The sequence below is a fragment of the Pseudomonas sp. 10-1B genome, assembly GCF_000935045.1.
Classification (GTDB): domain Bacteria; phylum Pseudomonadota; class Gammaproteobacteria; order Pseudomonadales; family Pseudomonadaceae; genus Aquipseudomonas.
Window position 1 is genome coordinate 23,565 of record NZ_JYKS01000011.1, and the last position, 18,786, is coordinate 42,350.

The 18,786-nt window shown below is 64.7% G+C and carries 19 protein-coding genes; 10 read left to right on the forward strand and 9 right to left on the reverse strand.

Annotated features, from left to right (window positions below):
- Positions 1 to 17 precede the first annotated feature (17 nt).
- Genes TZ03_RS07940 through TZ03_RS07950 form a run of 3 tightly spaced genes read right to left on the reverse strand, consistent with a single transcriptional unit; the run spans position 18 to position 6,134 of the window.
- Entirely contained in the window at positions 18 to 3,692 is a 3,675-nt protein-coding gene (locus TZ03_RS07940) for a translocation/assembly module TamB domain-containing protein (RefSeq protein ID WP_051096824.1), read from the reverse strand.
- Entirely contained in the window at positions 3,689 to 5,431 is a 1,743-nt protein-coding gene (locus TZ03_RS07945; protein WP_051097098.1) for an autotransporter assembly complex protein TamA, read from the reverse strand. Before TZ03_RS07945 ends, TZ03_RS07940 begins: the two co-directional genes overlap by 4 nt.
- 52 nt (positions 5,432 to 5,483) lie before the next feature.
- A complete protein-coding gene (locus tag TZ03_RS07950) occupies positions 5,484 to 6,134 on the reverse strand; it encodes a GNAT family N-acetyltransferase (protein ID WP_051096826.1) in 651 nt (216 codons plus the stop codon).
- Positions 6,135 to 6,297: 163 nt separating this feature from the next.
- Here TZ03_RS07950 and xthA point away from each other — a divergent pair, with 163 nt between their 5' ends.
- Positions 6,298 to 7,110, forward strand: a complete 813-nt coding sequence (gene xthA / locus TZ03_RS07955; RefSeq protein ID WP_051096828.1) for an exodeoxyribonuclease III — start codon at positions 6,298 to 6,300, stop codon at positions 7,108 to 7,110.
- Positions 7,111 to 7,514: 404 nt separating this feature from the next.
- On the opposite strand, the gene TZ03_RS07960 is transcribed toward xthA, so the two are convergent.
- A complete protein-coding gene (locus tag TZ03_RS07960; protein WP_051096831.1) occupies positions 7,515 to 8,267 on the reverse strand; it encodes an anti-sigma factor family protein in 753 nt (250 codons plus the stop codon).
- Positions 8,264 to 8,785 carry a sigma-70 family RNA polymerase sigma factor gene (locus tag TZ03_RS07965; RefSeq protein WP_051096833.1) on the reverse strand — a complete coding sequence of 174 codons (522 nt, stop codon included), beginning with the start codon at positions 8,783 to 8,785 and terminating at the stop codon, positions 8,264 to 8,266. Before TZ03_RS07965 ends, TZ03_RS07960 begins: the two co-directional genes overlap by 4 nt.
- A 124-nt stretch (positions 8,786 to 8,909) precedes the next feature.
- On the opposite strand from TZ03_RS07965, the gene TZ03_RS07970 reads away from it, so the two are divergent.
- The 5 genes from TZ03_RS07970 to TZ03_RS07990 all read left to right on the forward strand — a co-directional run bounded on the left by TZ03_RS07970 (position 8,910) and on the right by TZ03_RS07990 (position 12,781).
- Positions 8,910 to 9,962: a catalase family peroxidase gene (locus tag TZ03_RS07970; RefSeq protein ID WP_051096835.1), complete on the forward strand. Its 1,053-nt coding sequence runs from the start codon at positions 8,910 to 8,912 to the stop codon at positions 9,960 to 9,962.
- Positions 9,959 to 10,492 (forward strand): cytochrome b, encoded by a 534-nt coding sequence (locus TZ03_RS07975; RefSeq protein WP_051096837.1) that lies wholly within the window; start codon positions 9,959 to 9,961, stop codon positions 10,490 to 10,492. Before TZ03_RS07970 ends, TZ03_RS07975 begins: the two co-directional genes overlap by 4 nt.
- Positions 10,493 to 10,576: 84 nt before the next feature.
- Positions 10,577 to 11,782 (forward strand): MFS transporter, encoded by a 1,206-nt coding sequence (locus tag TZ03_RS07980; protein ID WP_051096839.1) that lies wholly within the window; start codon positions 10,577 to 10,579, stop codon positions 11,780 to 11,782.
- 81 nt (positions 11,783 to 11,863) lie between these two features.
- The gene (locus TZ03_RS07985; RefSeq protein ID WP_051096841.1) at positions 11,864 to 12,409 is read left to right on the forward strand and encodes a cupin domain-containing protein; all 546 of its coding nucleotides are present in this window, start codon (positions 11,864 to 11,866) and stop codon (positions 12,407 to 12,409) included.
- 90 nt (positions 12,410 to 12,499) lie between these two features.
- A complete protein-coding gene (locus TZ03_RS07990; protein ID WP_177328447.1) occupies positions 12,500 to 12,781 on the forward strand; it encodes a hypothetical protein in 282 nt (93 codons plus the stop codon).
- On the opposite strand, the gene TZ03_RS07995 is transcribed toward TZ03_RS07990, so the two are convergent.
- Both TZ03_RS07995 and TZ03_RS08000 read right to left on the reverse strand, forming a co-directional pair.
- Positions 12,754 to 13,368, reverse strand: coding sequence for a 2-hydroxychromene-2-carboxylate isomerase (locus tag TZ03_RS07995; protein ID WP_051096843.1), 615 nt, complete (start codon positions 13,366 to 13,368; stop codon positions 12,754 to 12,756). The genes TZ03_RS07990 and TZ03_RS07995 overlap by 28 nt on opposite strands.
- 29 nt (positions 13,369 to 13,397) lie before the next feature.
- Positions 13,398 to 14,129: an SDR family oxidoreductase gene (locus TZ03_RS08000; protein ID WP_051096845.1), complete on the reverse strand. Its 732-nt coding sequence runs from the start codon at positions 14,127 to 14,129 to the stop codon at positions 13,398 to 13,400.
- Between the two features lie 89 nt (positions 14,130 to 14,218).
- On the opposite strand from TZ03_RS08000, the gene TZ03_RS08005 reads away from it, so the two are divergent.
- Positions 14,219 to 14,782 carry a TetR/AcrR family transcriptional regulator gene (locus TZ03_RS08005; RefSeq protein WP_051096852.1) on the forward strand — a complete coding sequence of 188 codons (564 nt, stop codon included), beginning with the start codon at positions 14,219 to 14,221 and terminating at the stop codon, positions 14,780 to 14,782.
- Positions 14,769 to 15,362 carry a DUF4157 domain-containing protein gene (locus TZ03_RS08010; RefSeq protein WP_051096854.1) on the forward strand — a complete coding sequence of 198 codons (594 nt, stop codon included), beginning with the start codon at positions 14,769 to 14,771 and terminating at the stop codon, positions 15,360 to 15,362. Before TZ03_RS08005 ends, TZ03_RS08010 begins: the two co-directional genes overlap by 14 nt.
- A gap of 242 nt (positions 15,363 to 15,604) precedes the next feature.
- On the opposite strand, the gene TZ03_RS08015 is transcribed toward TZ03_RS08010, so the two are convergent.
- The gene (locus TZ03_RS08015) at positions 15,605 to 16,597 is read right to left on the reverse strand and encodes a bile acid:sodium symporter family protein (RefSeq protein WP_051096856.1); all 993 of its coding nucleotides are present in this window, start codon (positions 16,595 to 16,597) and stop codon (positions 15,605 to 15,607) included.
- Between the two features lie 119 nt (positions 16,598 to 16,716).
- Here TZ03_RS08015 and ampC point away from each other — a divergent pair, with 119 nt between their 5' ends.
- Entirely contained in the window at positions 16,717 to 17,859 is a 1,143-nt protein-coding gene (gene ampC, locus TZ03_RS08020) for a class C beta-lactamase (protein ID WP_051096858.1), read from the forward strand.
- 301 nt (positions 17,860 to 18,160) lie between these two features.
- Entirely contained in the window at positions 18,161 to 18,493 is a 333-nt protein-coding gene (locus tag TZ03_RS08025) for a hypothetical protein (protein ID WP_051096860.1), read from the forward strand.
- Between the two features lie 98 nt (positions 18,494 to 18,591).
- Here the strand turns inward: TZ03_RS08025 and TZ03_RS08030 are convergent, their stop codons facing one another.
- On the reverse strand, positions 18,592 to 18,780 hold the full coding sequence (locus tag TZ03_RS08030; protein ID WP_003253897.1) for a hypothetical protein: 189 nt from the start codon (positions 18,778 to 18,780) through the stop codon (positions 18,592 to 18,594).
- Positions 18,781 to 18,786 lie beyond the last annotated feature (6 nt).

Genomic DNA, 18,786 nt, shown 5'->3' on the forward strand with positions numbered 1-18,786 from the left:
GCCGCCCCGGCCCCGCCTCAGAAGTCGCGCTTGTAGAAGATGTCCAATGAGCTGGCCAGCCCGCTAGCGGCCTCCAGGTAAACCTTCTTGCTCAGCTTGTAGCGCAACGCGATGGTGTTGGCGGGCTCGAACACCCCTACGCCGTAACGCAGGCTCAGCTTCTCGGTAAGGTTGCCGCTGGCGACCACGCTGGTGGTATTGCCCGAACCTTCGGTATCCAGCTGGAAGTCGTCGATCCCCAGGCTCGAAGCCAGGCTGCCGGTGATACCGGCACTGCCGGCCAGGCCCAAGCCCAGCGCAGCCTCGGCGAGCATGTTGTTGTCTTCGCCGGAAGTGCCCAAAGGCCGCCCCAATACCAGGTACGACAGCGCCTGCTCCTGGCTCATGGCCGGCTCCGAGAACACGTTCGTGGTGGGCTGCTCGGCACTGCCGCTCAAACGGATACCGGCAATCACGTCGTCAACCTTGCGAACCGCTTCGATGTCCAGGTACGGCTGGTCGATCGGGCCAGCGAACAGCAGCCGCGCGCGGCGGATGGTCAGCCGCTGGCCATAGGCACGGTAGCGGCCGTCGGTCAGGCTCAGCTCACCGCGGGTATCGAGGTTGTCGCCGATATGCACGTGGCCGAGCAGGTTGGCCGTAAGGCCAAAGCCACTGAACGACAGCTTGTCGCGGCCCACTTCGACATCGATGTCCATGGCTATCGCCATGGGCGGCTTGCCCTCTTCTGTCTGATGGCCGACGATCACGGTGTCATCCGACACCTTCACGGTAGAAGGCGGCAGTTCGCGCACGGTGATCTTGCCCGTGGGCACCTGAACCTTGCCGCTCACTGCCAACTTGTCGTCGATCAGCCGCAAGGTAAGGTCTGGGGCCACCGCCAGCGTCGCATACGGCTCAACGGTGACGGGCAGTTGCTGGCCCTGCAGACGCACGTCCATACCCAGCGTCTGGCCCCAGGTGAGGTTGCCACTCAGTTGGCCACGCCCCAGCTCACCACTGCGCCAGCCACCACTGAGCTGTACTTGCTCACCGGCAATCAACGCCTGCAAGGACAGGTCTTCGAGGCTGACCGGCAGCTCGGCGCCACTGACTTCGCCGCCGCTGAGCATCAGGTTGCCGTTGACCTGCGGGGCCAGCAAGGTACCCGATAGCTGGCCTGTGCCATTGAGCTGCCCGGCCAGTCGCTCGACCATCGGGACGAACGGGCGCGCCACCGACAGGTCCAGGCCGGCCAGGCGGAAATCCCCCGAAAGCGGCTTGTTCTTGCCCAGCGGGTCGAGACGGGTGTTGAGGTTCAACTCGCCCAGGCGCTCGCCACGGAAAACCAGGCGGGTATCGATACGCCGTGGTGCCAGTGTGCTGTCCAGGCGCAGGGCCTGGTACGGGAAGTCGACCCAGCGGTCTTTGTCGCGCACGCGCAGGGTGCCACCACTGGCATCGATGACGATGTTGCCCTTGGGACCACTGGCCGGGATGTCTAGGTTGATGTCGGCATTGAGCAGGCCCTGCCAGGCAAAGTCCTTCGGCAGCCACTGGGCCAGGCTGCCCAGCGGGAACTGCTTGAGGTGATAGCGCAGGCGCGGCTCGGGCGCCAGACGCTGGTCGTCGCCACACAGGCTGGCCTGACCGGAGCGCCAGCAGTGGGCAGCAACGTCCAGCTGGCCGCTGGCCAGCCGCTGCAGGCGTGTCGGTGCCTGCAATTGCCAGTCCTGGCCACCGGCCTGGATCCGCCCATTGGCCAGTCGCCCACGCCAGTCACCCTTGTTCAACTGGCCATCCAGGCCCAGGTCGAGCTTGAGCTGCGGGCCATCCAGCGCCAGGACCAGGGCTTGCTGGCGAATGTCGCCCTTGCCGTTGGCCTGTAATGTGCCCAATGCCGTGTCGCCCAAGTGGATACCGCTGGCCTTGAGGTCGATCACGCCGCGCTGGGCATTGTCCAGGCGGGCATCCAGCTGCAACTGCTGAAGCCGGTTCTCGGCCTGGGCCAACCGCTGGCCTTGCAAGGTCAGCGTACCTTGCGGGGCCTGCAAGGTGCCGGCGACGTCCAGCCGGCCCTTGACCTGGCCCTGCAGCCTCGGCCACAACTGGCCCAGGCGCGGCAGGTCGAGGTCGATCCGCCCGGCCAGGCGCTGCTGCAGACTGCCACTGCCGTTGATGCGATTGTCACCCAGTTGAATCGCCAGCGCCCCTAGGGTCCAGCTCTCCCCGGCCCCTTGGGCTTCGACCTTGAGCAACGCCGGCTGGCCACGCAAGCGGCCTTTCAGGTCGAGCTGCGCATCGAGACTGAGCGTGTCGCCCTTCATCTGGCCCTTGCTGCGCAGGGGCCCTGCCAAGGTTCCCGGCAGCTCGGCCAGCCAGTAGGCCGGGTCGAGTGCCGACAGCTGCAGGTCTACATCCCATGCCAAGGTTTCGGCAAAGCGCACGGCGACACTGCCAGCGGCCTTGCCTTGCCCGGCAGTCAGCGCCAACTGCGGCAGTTTCACCTGGCTCAGGTCACCTTCGAATGGGCTGGCCAGGGTGAACGCCCCGGCCGGGCCGTCCAGGTCGCCATTGAAGGTGCCCTGGTAGTTGCCATCGCGATAGCGCACCTGGGCGTTCAAGCGCTTGAGCGTGACCTCGGGTGGCGTCTCCAGTGGGTACAGACGCAGCCACGGGAAGTCCTGCCAGTCCAGTTGGGCATCGGCGACCAGGCCTTGCTGCCAGTCGGCCGTGGCTTGCAACTTGACCCGTTGCGTAGCGCTGGCATTCAGCTCCAACGCATCGAGCCTGGCGCCTTTACTGTCCACCAGCCCGGCCAGCACCAGCTCGATCGGTGACTGTTCGGCAGGCAGGCTGGCCGACCCCGACAGTCGATAACCGTTGAGCAGGTCGCCTTTGGCATCGAGCTTGAGCTGGTCGAGCTGCAAGGTGTCGGGCAACGAGCCGACCGGCTTGAAGGCCTCGGAACGGATCTGCAAGGTCGCCGGCAGGTGCTCGGCCAATGCCTGCAACTGCCCGCTCAGCCTGGCATCGAGGTAACCGCTGCTGGTGCCTGCGAGCTTCAGGGTCTTTTGCAATTCGCCGTTGGCGGTCAACGCCAATTGCCAGGGCTTGCCCTCTACCGCAGGCAGCTGCAGTTGCGCCTGCAATTGCACCGGCCAGTCACCTTCGGGCTGCAGGTCACCCTGCAGGCTCAATTGCAGGTCGTCGCGCTGCACATACAGGCTATCGATGCGCATCCCGGCATTGCTCCAGTGCGCCACCAGTTGCAAGTCGCCAAACAGGTCGCTGCCATCCAGGCGCAGCTGGCCGACCTTGACCTCACCCAGCTCGATGGCCAGTGGCAAGCGCAGGGCCGGCAATTGCAACGGGGCGCTGTCGGCCGGCTGCGTGCTTGGCGCAAAGGCCATGTCGATGCGTTGCGCCTGCAACTGGTCGATGCACAGTGTGCCGCGCAGCAGGCACGCGGGCGACCAGGCCAGCAGGGGTGCCTGCACCTCTACCGTGCTGCCGCCGTCGGCCCAGTGCAGCCGGCTGGCCTGCCAGTTGCCCGCCAGCCGGCCCTGGAAGTCGGCCACCTCGAGCCCGGGCACCAGGCCCAGTGCCCAGCGGCTGCCAGCCTCGGTACCCAGCAGCACGCCCAGCGCCAGGCCCAGGCTCGCGACGCCCCCAAGCAAGCCCAGCAGAATGTATTTGATCACGCGTTTCAAAGCTCAGGCCCCATGGAAAAGTGCAGGCGAATCCCCCCGTCGTCGTCCAGCGCCTTGGCCAGGTCCAGGCGCAGCGGCCCGACCGGCGAAACCCAGCGCACGCCAAAACCGATACCGGTCTTCAGGCTGGGTAGCTCGAGGTTGTTGAACGAGTTGCCCTGGTCGACGAAGGTTGCCAGGCGCCACTTTTCGCTTAGCGAATACTGGTACTCGACACTGCCAGCCACCAGGTAGCGCCCACCGATGCGGTCGCCGTCGCTGTTCTTCGGCGACAGGGTCTGGTAGTCGTAGCCACGCACGCTCTGGTCGCCACCGGCGAAGAAGCGTAGCGACGGCGGAATGTTGTTCTTGTAGCCATTGGTCGCGCTGCCACCGAACTGCACCCGGCCGAGGAAGCGGTGGTTGTGACCGAGCGTGGTCAGGCCCTTGAGCAACACGTTGCCATGCAGCAGATTGGTGTCTGAAACCAGCCCTTCCTTGGCTACCTGTACATCGAACTGCAGGCGGTAGCCGTTGTGCGGGTCGATCCGGTTGTCACTGCGCAGGTAGGAATAGCTCACCCCCGGCATCAGCAGGTTGCTCAACCCGGAGTCGTCGCCCAGGCGGTACTCCTCGCGCTGGTACTTGAGCGAAATCACCCGCTGCCAACCACTGGGCAGCTTGCTGTGCCACTCGGGGCCGACCGTCAACAGCTTGCTGAGGGTGTCGGTACCGGCGATTTCCTCATTCTGGTAGCCGCCGGCGAAGCGCAGTTTGTCGGTCAGCGGCGGGTCGAGGGGGATGTCGTACCACAGGCCGACGTTCTGCCGCGGCGCCGACAGCTCGGTTTCCCAGCCATAGCTGTGGCCCTGTGGGTTGACCCAGTGCCGGGTCCAGTTAGCCTTGCCGCGTGGCCCGACGTCGGTCGAGAAGCCCAGGCCCAGGCCCATGGTGCGTGGCTTGCGGGTTTCCAGGCGGACATCCACGGGGATCTCTTCGCCCACTGCAGCGGTGGGCGCCGCATCCACGCGCACGCCTTCGAAATAGCCGCTCGATTGCAGGTCATTGTTCAGCTCGGCGATCAGTTCCGAGTCGTAGGGGGTGCCCGGCTTGAACCCAACCATACGCTGCAGCAGCTCGTCGTCCAGCGGCGTGTCGCCACCGAAGGTGACCGCGCCCAGGCGGTAACGCGGGCCACTCTGGTAGACCAGTTCGATATCGGCCACGCCGGCCTGGGGGTCGACCGCCAGGCGCTGGCGGCTGAAGCGGCCACTGAAAAAGCCGTAGCGCGACGCCTGGTTCTGGATCAGTCGCTTGGCATCTTCATAATGGCCATGGTTGAGTTGTTCGCCCGCGCGCAGCGCCTTGCTGTCGGGCACGCGGAAAGCCTTCATCTCACTGGCAGGGCCTTCTATGCGCACGGTCACGTTGCGCAGGCGAATCGGCTCGCCCGGGTCGATGCTGATGATCAGTTGCGGGGAGTGGTCAGCCTCGCTGGCGGGCTTGACCTCGGTATCGATCCGCGCCTGGTAGTAGCCAAGTGCCTGCGCGGCTTTGCGCGCCTGCTCCTGAGCGCCGCGACTGAAGCGCAGTAGCGCTTCTTCGTCGCGGTCGCCAAGGGTACCGATATAGCCTTCGACATTGGCCTTGAGCGCCTTGTTGGCCGGTTTTACCTTCACCAGCAACTCACTCTGGCCCCATGCTGAGAAACTGGCGGCCCAGAAAACCAGGCCCCAGGTCAATCTTCCTGAATACGTCATGCGGCGCATGCTACCAGAGCCGGGCGCTCAAGGGAGCCGCCTGGAGGCCTGCTCAGGCAAAAGCGGAACTTGAAGAAACCGGATTGGGATGGAAGAACACCCTCTCCCGGATTGGCCCTACAGCGACCTCGCCAATTTCCTCATAACCCTGGCGCTGGTAAAAGGCCAGGTAGTGCTCGTTGCCAGTATCCAGCACCACACCCTGGGTGCCCGGGTCCTCTGCGCACCAGTCGTGCACAGCTTGTAACAATTGCTCACCGTAGTGCCTACCCTGAAATTGCGGGTGCACCCCCAGCAATGGCAGCACATGCACCTGGTCAGTTGGCAGGCAGGTGGCCAGCGCGGCCTGGTAGTCCATGTAGCGCCGCGTACAGCGCAGGCCGGTACCCAGGATCATGCGCAGGCGCCAGGCCCAGCTGTCAGCCACGCCCAGCCGGCGCAGCGGCGGTACGATCAGAGCCAAGGCAATCAGGCGGTCCTCCAGCAACAGGCCGATAGCGGGCAACTGCAGGTAAAAGTGCTGGCGCACCCATTCGCGCACCATCACCCGCAGGCGCCGCTCATATCCCGGGCGCTGGGCCTCGAAGATGTAGGCGAAGGTGGGTTCGTGGCGGTAGGCGTTGTACAGCAGCGAACGCGCCTCACGGCTGTAACCATCATCGAGCAGGCAGACGCGCGCCGGAGCGGCAGTGGTTTCGGGCATTGCGGGCAAACCTCCTGGAATGGGCATATCAGTGCCTTGGAGGTGCCCTTGCGCGCATCGTTCACCTCCTACAGCACGTTAGCAGCAGGCTTGCAAAGCCGCCATGCTGGTGATGGCCGGCGATGTCGGCTAGCATCGCGCTTTTTACCGGGATTATCTTTCCATGAAGATCGTCTGTTTCAACATCAACGGCCTGCGGGCCCGCCCGCACCAGCTGGCGGCGCTGATCGAAAAGCACCAGCCGGACGTGATCGGCCTGCAGGAAACCAAGGTCAGCGACGATCAGTTCCCGTTGGCCGACGTGCAGGCATTGGGTTACCACGTGCATTACCACGGCCAGAAAGGCCACTACGGCGTGGCCCTGCTGTCGCGCCAGGCGCCGCTGAGCCTGCACAAGGGCTTCGCCAGCGATGAAGAAGAAGCCCAGCGGCGTTTCATCTGGGGCACCTTCGCCGATGCCGATGGCAACCCCATCACCATCATGAACGGCTATTTCCCCCAGGGCGAAAGCCGCGACCACCCCACCAAGTTCCCGGCCAAGCAGCGCTTCTACAGCGACCTGCAGGCGCTGCTGGAAACCCAGTTCCGCAACGACCAGCCAGTGCTGGTCATGGGCGACATGAACATCTCGCCGCAGGACTGCGACATCGGCATCGGCCCGGACAACGCCAAGCGCTGGCTGAAGACCGGCAAGTGCAGCTTCCTGCCGGAAGAGCGCGAGTGGATGGAACGGTTGAAAGGCTGGGGCCTGGTCGACAGCTTCCGCCACCTGCACCCGGAAGTGGCCGACCGTTTCAGCTGGTTCGATTACCGCAGCCGCGGCTTCGAGGACGAGCCCAAGCGTGGCCTGCGCATCGACCTGATCATGGCCTCGCAGCACTTGGTGCCACGGATCAAGGCGGCGGGTGTGGACTATGAGCTGCGGGCGATGGAAAAGCCTTCGGATCATGCGCCGATCTGGCTGGAGCTGAGCTGAGTTTAGTGGTGGGGCTGCGAGGGGCCTGTCTTGGGGGAGGTGGTGCCTGTGAAATCGAGCGCCGCCCGCGCGGCGCATCGCGACGCAAGGCCGCTCCCACATTTGTTGCAACGTGCCGAACCTGTCAGGTCATGGTTGCCTGCCTTGTTGCCTTGACTGGACTTCTCGACTGGCGCATCCACCGCCCCACTTGTCTTGAGACATGCACCAAGGCAGGCAACTGTCTTGCTCAAAGTCTGAAGGCTTGCGCAATCTTTGTGGGAGCGGGCATGTCGAGGCGTCGAACCGCCGCGAACACCGGCAAAGCCGGTGCCATCCACCGCGCTGGATTCTTCGCGGGCATGCCCGCTCCCACAGGTACTGTGCCCCCAAGACATCCACACGCCCACAACACCGAGGCCCAATCACAACCCCAACCGCAAGGCCTCCCCTACCCCCGCCCCACGCACATCGTCCGCCGCACTGACCAGGGCAAAGTTGTAGGCCCCATGTGACCAATACCGAGCCTCCAACTGGCCATCCACCCGCTGCCCGTCCGGCATGCGTCGGTACTGCTCACCCGGTGAGCGCAGGAACAGGCTGATACGCTGCCCTTTGCCATCCTCGAACACCAGCAACGCTGCCGGCCCTTGCTCGTTGCTGAGCAGCCGCGCACCCACTGGCTGGAAACCATACCCTGCCAGGTCCGGCAATTGGCCCACGCGGCTGAAGTGGCGCCCCAGCCAGTCGCGCAACTGCTCAGGGTCGCTGGCCTGGATATCCAGCGCCTGGCCACCTGCGAACAAGCGGTGCGCCTGCACGGCATCGGCCATGGGCAGTTCGGCATGCGCCAGGGTCGCATCGCGCACCTGCCAGCCGCCCAGGCCACCCACGCCCAGCGCCAGCATCACCACCGCCGCCGCTGCCCAGCGCCGCTGGCGGCGTTGGCGCATTTGCCGGCGCAACTGGCCAAGGTCCAGCGGCGCCGCCCCAGGCAGTTCGCCGAACCCGGCCAATGCCGTGCGCAAACGACGGGCGTCGGCACGCCAACCCTCGACCTTGGCTGCAGCCTGCGGGTTGGCCGCCAGCCAGGCCTGCACCTCGGCCCGGCGCACAGGCTCCAGGCGCTCATCGACGTAAGCGTGCAATTCGTCTTCGCTGGGGATCAGGCGCGTCATTTCAGTCTCCGCAAGGCCGGGGGCTGAGGGTTGCCCTCGGTCAGTTCGCGCAAGGCATTGCGCGCGCGCGACAGGCGCGACATCACAGTGCCGATGGGGATACCCAAGGCCTGGGCGGCCTCCTTGTAACTCAAACCTTCGATGCTCACCAGCAGCAGCAAGGCACGCTGCTCGGCCGTGAGCCGGGCAAACGCCTGCAGGTCGGCCTGGGCCAGGACGATGGCCTCGAGGTTGCCGCCGAGCGGCTCGTCGTCGCGCTCGGCACGGCCGAACCAGGACAGCCAGCGCGCATGCAGGCGGTCGCGGCGCTTACCGTCGAGGAAAAGCCGATAAAGAATGGTGAACAGCCAGGCCCGCAGCGCGTTGGCATCGCGTTGCTGGTCGCGCCGGCTCAAGGCCCGCTCGACCGTGGCCTGCACCAGGTCGTCGGCGCTGCCCGGCTCGCGGGTCAGCCACACGGCAAAGCGGCGCAGGCGGGCCAGCAGCTCGCGCCACTGGTGGTCGTCCAGATCATGCATGGCAAAGTCCCGGCCTCTGAGGCTGTCAGTGTAAAAGGCAGACGCCTACCAGGAAATTCTATTCCTTGCGCGGGAATAAGTTTTTCCCTGCGCCGTCGTACCGGCACCTTCACTGAACCGGACGATGACCATGAACTCACCCTTGCACGGCCCGGCCAAGGCCTGGCGCCTGGCCGCCATCGGCAGCGTGATGCTGGCGACGGGCGCCAGTTTTGCCTATGCCGCCGGATGGCTCGGCGATACCCGACTGACGCCCCAGCGCATCATCGACACCTTCGAAGCCCAGGCCGGGCATTACCCGGGCTACCGCAAGAACCACGCCAAGGGCCTGTGCGTCAGCGGCTACTTCCAGGCCAGCGGGCAAGCCGCCAGCTTGTCCACGGCACGTGCGTTCAGCCAGCAACGGGTGCCGGTGATCGGCCGTTTCGCCATCGGCGGCGCCAACCCGTTCGCCCCGGACACCGGCATACCGGTACGTAGCCTGGCGATTCAGCTGAGCACCGACGATGGCCAGGTCTGGCGCACCGGCATGAACAACCCGCCAGTGCTGGCGGTGAGCACGCCGCAAGGGTTCTACGAGCAAGTGCTGGCAGGCGCCCCCGCCCCCGCCACCGGCAAACCGGACCCGGCCAAGATGCAGGCATTCTTCGCCGCCCACCCGGAAAGCGCGGCGTTTCGCCAATGGGCGGCGAGCTACAAACCTAGCGACAGTTTCGCCAGCACGCAGTACCACAGTATCAATGCCTTCCGCCTGATCGACGCATCCGGCGCCGCCCATCCGGTGCGCTGGCAACTTGAGCCACAAACGGCGTTTGCTGCATTGCCTGGCCAGGTCGACGACAAACAGTTCCTGCAGCACGACTTGCAGCATCGCCTGGCCCAAGGCCCACTGCGCTGGACCTTGCGCCTGGTGCTGGCCGAACCGGGCGATGCGGTGGACGACCCCGCCAGCCCTTGGCCTGCCGACCGACGCAGCGTGGACGCCGGCACCCTGGTGCTGGAACAGATCGACGCTCCTGAGCAAGGGGCGTGCCGCGACCTCAACTTCGACCCACTGATCCTGCCCCAGGGCATCGAAGCGTCCGCCGACCCGATCCTCGCCGCCCGCTCGGCCGCCTACTCGGAATCCTTCAACCGCCGCAGCCGCGAATCGCTCAGTACCGGAGTCCGCCCATGAAACCCGAAGCCTTCCATCCATTCGCCCGCCTGCTGCACTGGTTGATGGCAGTGCTGATCCTGGCCATGCTGTTCATCGGTGTGAGCATGGTCGGCGACCTGTCGCCGCGCCACCCTGTGCTGATCGGGCTGCACAAGGCTACCGGCCTGGCCCTGCTGGTACTGGTGGTGCTGCGCATCGCTGTGCGCCTGGCACTGCCCCATCCACCCCTGCCGCGCGACCTGCCAATGCTGCAACGTTGGGCCGCCGGGGCCTCGCACCTGCTGCTCTATGGCCTGATGCTAGCCATGCCACTGCTGGGCTGGGCCATGTTGTCGGCAGATGGCTACCCGCGCCCGCTGGGCTTACCCGCCATCGTCCCTCACAACCTGCAGCTGTATGCCGTACTGCGTCAGGCCCATGGCTGGGCCGGCTACCTGTTATTCGCCACGATCCTGGTGCACGTTGGCGCGGCGCTGATGCATGCATGGGTGCGCCGCGACGGCGTGTTGCGTAGCATGTGGCCAACTCCCTTGCGCCGCAGTGAATGATCCATGGCAGCCGGGGCGTTCGACAAACAATAATAATTCTTAATAACATCGGCTTTTACTTGCCGAACTGCTCTGGACTGCCCTATGAACGTCGCAAAGGACCCTGCCACCCTTCTACCTGCCAGCACGCTGGACCTGCGTCCCCTGCTGCTGGCCAACATGGCCTGCACCATGTCGATGATGGCCTTCGTCGCCCTGATTGGCCCGATCGCCCGCCAGCTTGGCATGGCCACCTGGCAAGCTGGCGCCGCCGTGACCGTGGCGGGCGTGGTCTGGGTGCTGCTGGCCCGGCCCTGGGGCCGCGCCGCAGACCGCTTGGGCCGCCGGCGCATCCTGCTGCTGGGCAGCGCTGGTTTCACCCTGGCTTACTGGCTGCTGTGCCTGTTCGTCGAAGGCGCCCTGCGCTGGATGCCCGGGGCGACCTTGGCCTTCATTGGCCTGATGCTCGCCCGTGGCTGCATCGGCGCCTTCTATGCCGCCATCCCGGTGAGCTGCAATGCACTGATCGCCGACCATGTCGAGCCACAGCGCCGAGCCCGGGCCATGGCCTCATTGGGGGCGGCCAACGCTGTCGGCCTGGTGGTAGGGCCGGCGCTGGCAGCGCTGCTGGCGCGGCATAGCCTGAGCCTGCCGTTCCATATCATGTCGCTGCTGCCTGCCAGCGCCTTCATCGTGCTGCTGTTCACCCTCAAGCCGCAGGCCCTGCCGCACAGCCATGCACCCAGCCCTGTGCGGCTGAACGACCCGCGCCTGCGCCGGCCCCTGCTGGTGGCGTTCAGCGCCATGCTCAGCGTTACGGTGTCGCAGATCATCGTCGGTTTCTTCGCCATCGACCGCCTGCACCTGGGCCCTGCCGAAGCCGCCCAGGCCGCCGGCATCGCCCTGACCACAGTGGGCGTGGCGCTGATGCTGGCACAGGTGCTGCTGCGCCAACTGGAGTGGCCGCCACTGAAGATGATCCGGGTAGGCGCCACGGTTTCCGGGTTGGGCTTTGCCTGCGGCGCGCTGGCGACCACGGCGCCCTGGCTGTGGGCTTGCTACTTCGTCGCGGCAGCGGGCATGGGCTTTGTCTTCCCGGCGTTTTCGGCGCTGGCAGCCAATGCCATGCAGGCCTCCGAGCAAGGCGCCACCGCCGGCTCCATTGGCGCCGCCCAAGGCATGGGCGCGGTGATCGGGCCGCTGGCCGGCACCCTGGTGTATGCCCTTGATCCGCGCTTGCCATTCCTGGCCGTGGCAGCGTTGTTGTTGCTCGTCGGGCTGTGGCCAATGCCGCGTGAACAGAGGGTTTGAGAAGCACAGCGCGCAAGCCCGCAGAGTGTGTTTTAATGCGCATCGCTCATTATTTTTAACACCTCTGATTACAAGGCGGCTATGGACACGGGGACGCGACTCAAACTGGTGCGTGAACGCAACAACCTCTCCCAACGAGAACTGGCCCGTCGCAGCGGGCTGACCAACTCGACGATCTCGCAGATCGAACAGAACCGCGTCAGCCCTTCGGTCAGCTCCCTGAAAAAACTGCTCGAAGGCATACCGATGAGCCTGGCGGAGTTCTTCAGCTTCGACGAGCCGGTGCGCGAAGAGCGCTACGTGTTCCGTGGTGGCGAACAGCCAGACCTGGGCCGCAACGGCCTGCGCATGCTGCTGGTCGGTGCCAGTGTCGAAGGCCGGCAGATGCGCATGCTGCGGGAACTGTACGCACCGGGTGCCGACTCGGGCGAGCCGATCGTGCATGCCGAGGGTGAAGAATGTGGCCTGGTCACCCGGGGCACTGTCGAGCTGTGGGTCGATGGCCAGGTGAGCGTGCTGAACTCGGGCGACGGGTACTACATCCCCACTACCCTGCCGCACAGTTTCAAGAACGTCGGGCCGGACGAGGCCGAGATCATCAGCGCCAACACCCCGGCGAATTTCTGATTGGGTGATGCGCTGCGCATGGCACCGGCTTCGCCGGTGTTCGCGGCTAAAGCCACTCCCACAGGTAATGCCCCACATTGTGAGAGAGGCATGAACACTCGAACTATCTACCAATGCCTGCGCGACGCCGCACTCGGCATCCATGCGCTGTCGATTGAAGCTCGCCACGACCAAGGCCTGGTGGACATCGTCATCAATGGCTGGCGCCTGACCCTCGCGCTAGACAACGAAAGCCTGGCACATTGCGTTCACTGCCAGAGCGCCGATGGCGAACAGTCCGGGCTCGAAGACTGGCAGCGCTATGGCAGCAACCCGGTCGATCTGCTCAGCCTGTGGGAACGCACTCAGTTGGAAAGGCTGCTGGCGCCCTGACGCAACGCCTCCTCGACAAAGTCCAGGCGATCCTGCCCGAAGAACATCGCGTCACCGACAAAGCAGGCTGGCGCGCCGAACACCCCGCGTGCCACAGCCTCCTCAGTCGCCTGCTTGAGTGCGGCTTTCACCTCACCGTCAGCCGCCAGCGCATGAAAAGCCTGCGGGTCGAAACCACCCTGGCTGAGCGTTTCGTCCAGAACGGCGCTATCACCGAGGTTGCGGCGCTGCACCCACAGCCCATTGAACAACACCGCCAGCAACGCCTCGAAGCGCTCCGGCGTACGCAGTTGGGTGCCCATCAGCCCGCGCATCAAGCTCAAGGTATTGACCGGAAACCCCGGCGGCAGCCCGAACGGCACCCCATAGCGCGCAGCAAAGCGCCCCAGATCGGTAAACATGTAGCGCCCCTTGGCCGGGATCATGACAGGCGAGGCGTTGCCCGTGGCTTGGAAAACCCCGCCCAGCAGCATCGGTCGGTAGCGCAACGAGGCCCCCTGGCGTGTGCATATGCCAGGCAGTTGGGTCCAGGCCAGGTAGCTGGCCGGGCTGCCCAGGTCAAAAAAGAAATCGACGGTCTTGTGCATGGATAGGGTCCTTGATCAGGGTAAGGGGTTTACCAGCGTTCCATCCACGGGCGCAGGTCCAGTTCGAAGGTCCAGGCATCGCGGGGTTGAGCATGCAGGAACCAATAGCTGTCGGCGATGTGGGCCGGATCGAGGATGCCATCCTGGTCCTTGAGGGCATAGCGCTCGGGGAAACTGTCGCGGATAAAGGCAGTGTCGATAGCCCCGTCCACCACCACGTGCGCGACATGGATGTTGCGCGGCCCCAGCTCGCGCGCCATGCTCTGGGCCAAGGCGCGCAGGCCGTGCTTGGCCCCGGCGAAGGCGGCGAAACCCGCCGCACCACGGGTACCGGCGGTGGCACCGGTGAACAGGATCGTACCGCGCTCGCGCTGGACCATGCGCCGGGCGACCGCCTGGGCGGTGAGGAAGCCGGCGAAGCAGGCCATCTCCCAGATCTTGAAGTACTTGCGCGGGGTTTCCTCAAGGATGCTGCACGGCACATTGGCACCGATATTGAACACAAAGGCTTCGATCGGGCCGATATCACGCTCTATGGTCTCGACCAACGCTGCCACTTCATCCTCCTTGCGCGCATCGGAACCAAAACCGTGGGCCTGGCCGCCGGCAGCACGGATTTCGTCCAGCAGCGGCTGCAGCTTGTCCGCCTGACGCCGGGTTACACAGGCAATGTAGCCCTCGCGGGCAAAGCGCTTGGCGATTTCGCCACCAGTGGCATCGCCTGCGCCTATCACCAGCACTACTTTTTGTCGTTCTGCCATGCCCGCCTCCATTGATGAATGATCGTTTAGTAAACGAACGCTATGTTATGATCCCTGGTATCGTCAAGCCCGCCTGCAGAGGCATGTGAATGCGCTACTCCAATGAACACAAGCAGCAAACCCGCGAACGGCTGCTGGCCAGCAGCGGCGCGCTGGCCAAGCGCGGGGGGTTCTCCACTACCGGCGTGGCCGGGTTGATGAAGGCGATCGGCCTGACCGGCGGTGCCTTCTACAACCACTTCCCGTCCAAGGATGACCTGTTCACCGAAGTGGTGCGCCAGGAATTGTGCAACAGCCCGCTGGCGCGCCTGGCCAACCAAGGCGCCAGCCGTGAACGCCTGGGGCGTTGCCTGCAGCAGTACCTGAGCCTGGCCCACCTGCACAATGCCGAGGGTGGCTGCCCGCTGCCGCCACTGGGCGTGGAAATCGCCCGAGCCCCGGAGCCGGTGCGCGAAGTGGCCGAGCACTGGCTGGTTGAACTGCACCAGGCCTGGAGCGCGACACTGGAGGATGAACAACTGGCCTGGGTGTTGATCAGCCAGTGCGTGGGTGCCTTACTGGTCGGACGCATGCTGGCCACTGAAAGCGTACAGTCGCAGGTGCTGGACGCCAGCCGCCACTTCGTCGAAAAGGCCCTGCATGAAGCCGATTAGTGCATTGCTGGGGCTGTTGCTGGCCCTGCCTGCGCTCGCCGAACAAGCCTGCCCACCGGGACAGTACCAAGTGTGCCTGATGGGTTGCTTCTGCGCCCCGATCGATCCTGGCCAGGCCGGGCAGATCCTCAAGGACGTGGAAGTCATGGCCTCGTCCAGCCTGACCTACGCCTTGCGCCAGGCCCGCGACGAGGCTACGACCAGCGGCGTGCAGCCGATCCCCTTGCATATCCGCGCGCAGCTTGAACCCTGGTATGACTTTGCCGTACTCGACGCGGCGCGCTTTCGGGTGGGTGATGAGCAGCAGATCAGCGCTGCCAATGCGCTACTGCAGAACCCCGATGTAAACGCCGTGACGCTGATCGACACGATCATCTTCCGCCGTGCCGCAGATGCCGAGGACAACGTGGCCTTGTGGGCGCACGAGCTCAAGCATGTGCAGCAGTACCAGGAGCTGGGCGTGGAGGAATTTGCCCGGCGCTATACGCGCAACTACGACGACCTGGAGGGGCCGGCCTACAAGATCGAGGCCGAGGTGGGCAAGGCACTGCGCGAGCGCAGCTCAGGGCAGGCCAGATAAAGCCAGCCATTGTGCCTAATGCCAGTCAGCTAAGCGATTGGGGCCGCTTTGCGGCCCATCGCAGGCAAGCCAGCTCCCACCTCGACCGCATGGGCCTCAAGCCCTGTGCAGTACCTGTGGGAGCTGGCTTGCCGGCGATGGGCTGCAAAGCAGCCCCAATGGCTGCCACTAAGACTTAACTGACTGGCATTAGCCATTGTGCCGCTTCTACATAGGGACCTCGCCAGTTGCCAACCAAGTAGTCAGGACGCCGCCGAAGCCTCTTCAGCCACCTGCTCACGGCTGGCATAACGCTGTGCCAGCACCGCACAGACCATCAGCTGGATCTGGTGGAACAGCATCAGCGGCAAGATCATCGCGCCAATACCGCTGCCTACGAACAGCACCTGGGCCATCGGCACCCCGGTGGCCAGGCTCTTCTTGGAACCGGCGAACAGGATGGTGATGCGGTCCTCCAGGTCAAAGCCCAGCAGCTTGCCGAGCAACCGGGTGGCGAACAGCACCACCGCCAGCAGGACCCCGCACACGGCGAACAGCCCGGCCAGGTGCTGCGGCGATACCGTGTGCCACAACCCGGTGACCACCGCCTCGCTGAAGGCGGTGTAGACCACCAGCAGGATCGAGCCCTGGTCGACCATCTTGAGCCAGCGCGCATTGCGCTTGACCCACGCGCCGATCCAACGCCGCGCGAGCTGCCCGGCAACGAACGGCACCAGCAGTTGCAGGGTGATCTTCAGCACCGCATCCAGGCCAGAACCGGTATCCCCGCTAGCCCCCAGCAACATCATCACCAGCAACGGCGTAAGGAAGATACCCAGCAGGCTGGACGCCGCTGCACTGCAGATGGCCGCTGGCACGTTACCGCGGGCCAGCGAGGTGAAGGCGATGGCCGACTGCACGGTTGCCGGCAAGGCACACAAGTAGAGCACGCCCAGGTACAGCTCATTGCCAACCAGCGGCACGAACAGCGGCTTGAACGCCAGGCCCAGCAGCGGGAACAGCACGAAAGTGCACGAGAACACCAGCAGGTGCAGGCGCCAGTGCCCGGCACCGGCGATGATCGCCTCGCGCGACAACTTGGCGCCGTGCAGGAAGAACAGCAGGCCGATGGCCAGGTTGGTCAGCCAGCCGAAATACACCGCACCAGTGCCCGAACAAGGCAGCACCGTGGCGATCAGGACCACCCCGAGTAAGGCCAGGGTGAAATTGTCGAACAACATGCGCAAATACTTCATCACTGCTTCCGTCTTGTCATTGTGCCAGGGCAGACGATAAGGTCTGCGGCTTTGCGCCGCTAACGCCGGAACCCCCACCGGTATCGCTCAACGGACACGCTCCAGAAAAGGACCCGCCCATGCCCCTTCCCCGCCTGGCCGCACTTGCGACCGCCATCACCCTCACCTTGGGCCACACTGCCGCTCATGCCGACGACCAACTGCAGGCCAAGGTCGACCGGATCATCCGCCCGCTGATGCAGGAGCACGGCATTGCCGGAATGGCCGTGGCGATCTACGCCCGCGACCATGCGCACTACTTCAGCTATGGCGTGGCCAGCAAGGCCGAGGGTGTGCCCGTCAGCCGCGACACGCTGTTCGAAATCGGCTCGCTGAGCAAGACCTACACCGCCACCCTGGCCGCGCTGGCCAGCGCCGAGGGCAAACTGGACCTCGACGCCCCGGCCAAACGTTATCACCCGGCACTTGCCGGGGCGCCCATCGGCGAAGCGACGGTGCTGGAACTGGGCGCCTACAGTGCCGACTGCCTGCCGTTACAGTTCCCGGATACGGTGCAGACGCCGCAGCAGGTCGTCGCGTTCTTCCGCAGTTGGCAACCCCACGCCAAACCCGGCACCCAGCGCTGCTACTCGAACCCCAGCCTGGGTTTGTTCGGTGACCTGGCCGCACGCGCCCAGCAACAACCCTTTGCCACGTTGATGACCCAAGGCCTATTGGCCAAGATGGGCCTCGAGCATACCTACCTGAATGTCCCGGCCAGTGCCCAGGGGCTCTATGCCCAGGGCTACGATGCCACGAACCAACCAGTGCGTGTCGGCCCTGGCCCTTACGCCGACGAGGCCTATGGCATCAAGACCAGCGCCAGCGACCTGCTGCACTATGTGCGCCTGCACATGCAGCCGCAGGGCCTGCCGCCGGCACTGGTGCAAGCCACCGCCCTTACCCAGCAGGGCTACTTCCAGGTCGGCGCCATGACCCAAGGCCTGGGCTGGGAACGTTACCCCTACCCGGTCCCGCTGGACACGCTGGTCGATGGCAACAGCCCGCGGCTGATCCGTGAACCGCAGGCCACCACACGCTTGCAACCGGCCCTCCCCGCCCTGCCTGCTGCCTGGTACAACAAGACCGGTTCGACCAACGGTTTTGGTGCCTACGCCGCGTTCGTGCCCGCCGAACAGCTGGCTGTGGTGCTGCTGGCCAACCGCAATTTTCCCAATGAAGCCAGGGTGCGCGCAGCCTTCGGCATTCTCTCCGGGCTGTAGTGTCGGCAGTAATTGTCGAACAAAATGACAAAAATGTAGTGACTGAAAATATTCACTACAAAATGGTTGACGCCATTCATCGCCCTTGTGCATGATGAAGCCGTCTCCCCGATCGGGAGCGGTGGCAAGGGTGTTCCAGACGGCCTGCGCGGTAACGCAGGCCGTCCGTGGAGAGGGAAACTGTCCAAAAGGCAGCGTGAGAAAGCCCCTGTTGCGATGCTGCTGTAGCAGCCTTGGTAGTGCGCTACACCGTGGTAGCGCCAACTGTGAAAATCACCTACGAATGGGTAATGGGGGCTTTATGATGAACTTGAACAACAATCCCACAATCGACCAATTGGCCCAGCTGTTCGCCATGCGCAAGGACAGCCTCGACGACCATCTGCTGTGGGTTAGCCAAACCGGTGAAGTGCGCCTCGACCGCCTGCCACCGAACACCGTCGAAGATGAATTCGAAGAGCACCTGCCCAGCATGCGTGCCCGTTTCAAGGTCTACCGCCGTGGCCAAGGCTACGTCGGCAAGAAGGCCGCCGCCGACACCGAGTTCGTCGGCCGCGTACTGCAGACCCTGCAACAAGAATGGCCCGCTGCCCGTGAGCAGCAGGCAGTCAAGGTGATCGAACCGCTCAACTGAGGGTTCGCACCCTTACCTGAGCCCGGCCTGCATAGGCCGGGCTTTTTCATGGGCGTAAAAAATTACCCCGCCATCGGGCGGGGTATTTGGGGGCGGGATCACTTCTTCAGCGGAACCCGCGGCATGAAGCGGCCTTTCTTGCTGCGCTGCAGGTGTGCAGGCTGGAGCTGTTCCGAATCATCCAGCGTCATGTGGGCGAAACCCAGGCGGAAGGCCGCCTGGCCGCAACGCACCTGGCTGTTGATCGGGAACGCGTCGTTCAGGTCTTCGAAAAAAGATTCGCTCATGCCCTG

Bases quoted from the DNA above. Each gene is read 5' to 3' on its own strand.
- TZ03_RS07980 (WP_051096839.1), top strand. From the start codon at position 10,577: ATGAACGTCGCAAAGGACCCTGCCACCCTTCTACCTGCCAGCACGCTG.
- TZ03_RS08000 (WP_051096845.1), bottom strand. From the start codon at position 14,129: ATGGCAGAACGACAAAAAGTAGTGCTGGTGATAGGCGCAGGCGATGCC.
- TZ03_RS08015 (WP_051096856.1), bottom strand. From the start codon at position 16,597: ATGAAGTATTTGCGCATGTTGTTCGACAATTTCACCCTGGCCTTACTC.
- TZ03_RS08010 (WP_051096854.1), top strand. From the start codon at position 14,769: ATGAAGCCGATTAGTGCATTGCTGGGGCTGTTGCTGGCCCTGCCTGCG.
- TZ03_RS07985 (WP_051096841.1), top strand. From the start codon at position 11,864: ATGGACACGGGGACGCGACTCAAACTGGTGCGTGAACGCAACAACCTC.
- TZ03_RS08025 (WP_051096860.1), top strand. From the start codon at position 18,161: ATGATGAACTTGAACAACAATCCCACAATCGACCAATTGGCCCAGCTG.
- TZ03_RS07945 (WP_051097098.1), bottom strand. From the start codon at position 5,431: ATGACGTATTCAGGAAGATTGACCTGGGGCCTGGTTTTCTGGGCCGCC.
- TZ03_RS07990 (WP_177328447.1), top strand. From the start codon at position 12,500: ATGAACACTCGAACTATCTACCAATGCCTGCGCGACGCCGCACTCGGC.
- TZ03_RS07965 (WP_051096833.1), bottom strand. From the start codon at position 8,785: ATGCATGATCTGGACGACCACCAGTGGCGCGAGCTGCTGGCCCGCCTG.
- ampC (WP_051096858.1), top strand. From the start codon at position 16,717: ATGCCCCTTCCCCGCCTGGCCGCACTTGCGACCGCCATCACCCTCACC.
- TZ03_RS08030 (WP_003253897.1), bottom strand. From the start codon at position 18,780: ATGAGCGAATCTTTTTTCGAAGACCTGAACGACGCGTTCCCGATCAAC.
- TZ03_RS07960 (WP_051096831.1), bottom strand. From the start codon at position 8,267: ATGACGCGCCTGATCCCCAGCGAAGACGAATTGCACGCTTACGTCGAT.
- xthA (WP_051096828.1), top strand. From the start codon at position 6,298: ATGAAGATCGTCTGTTTCAACATCAACGGCCTGCGGGCCCGCCCGCAC.
- TZ03_RS08005 (WP_051096852.1), top strand. From the start codon at position 14,219: ATGCGCTACTCCAATGAACACAAGCAGCAAACCCGCGAACGGCTGCTG.
- TZ03_RS07950 (WP_051096826.1), bottom strand. From the start codon at position 6,134: ATGCCCGAAACCACTGCCGCTCCGGCGCGCGTCTGCCTGCTCGATGAT.
- TZ03_RS07995 (WP_051096843.1), bottom strand. From the start codon at position 13,368: ATGCACAAGACCGTCGATTTCTTTTTTGACCTGGGCAGCCCGGCCAGC.
- TZ03_RS07975 (WP_051096837.1), top strand. From the start codon at position 9,959: ATGAAACCCGAAGCCTTCCATCCATTCGCCCGCCTGCTGCACTGGTTG.
- TZ03_RS07970 (WP_051096835.1), top strand. From the start codon at position 8,910: ATGACCATGAACTCACCCTTGCACGGCCCGGCCAAGGCCTGGCGCCTG.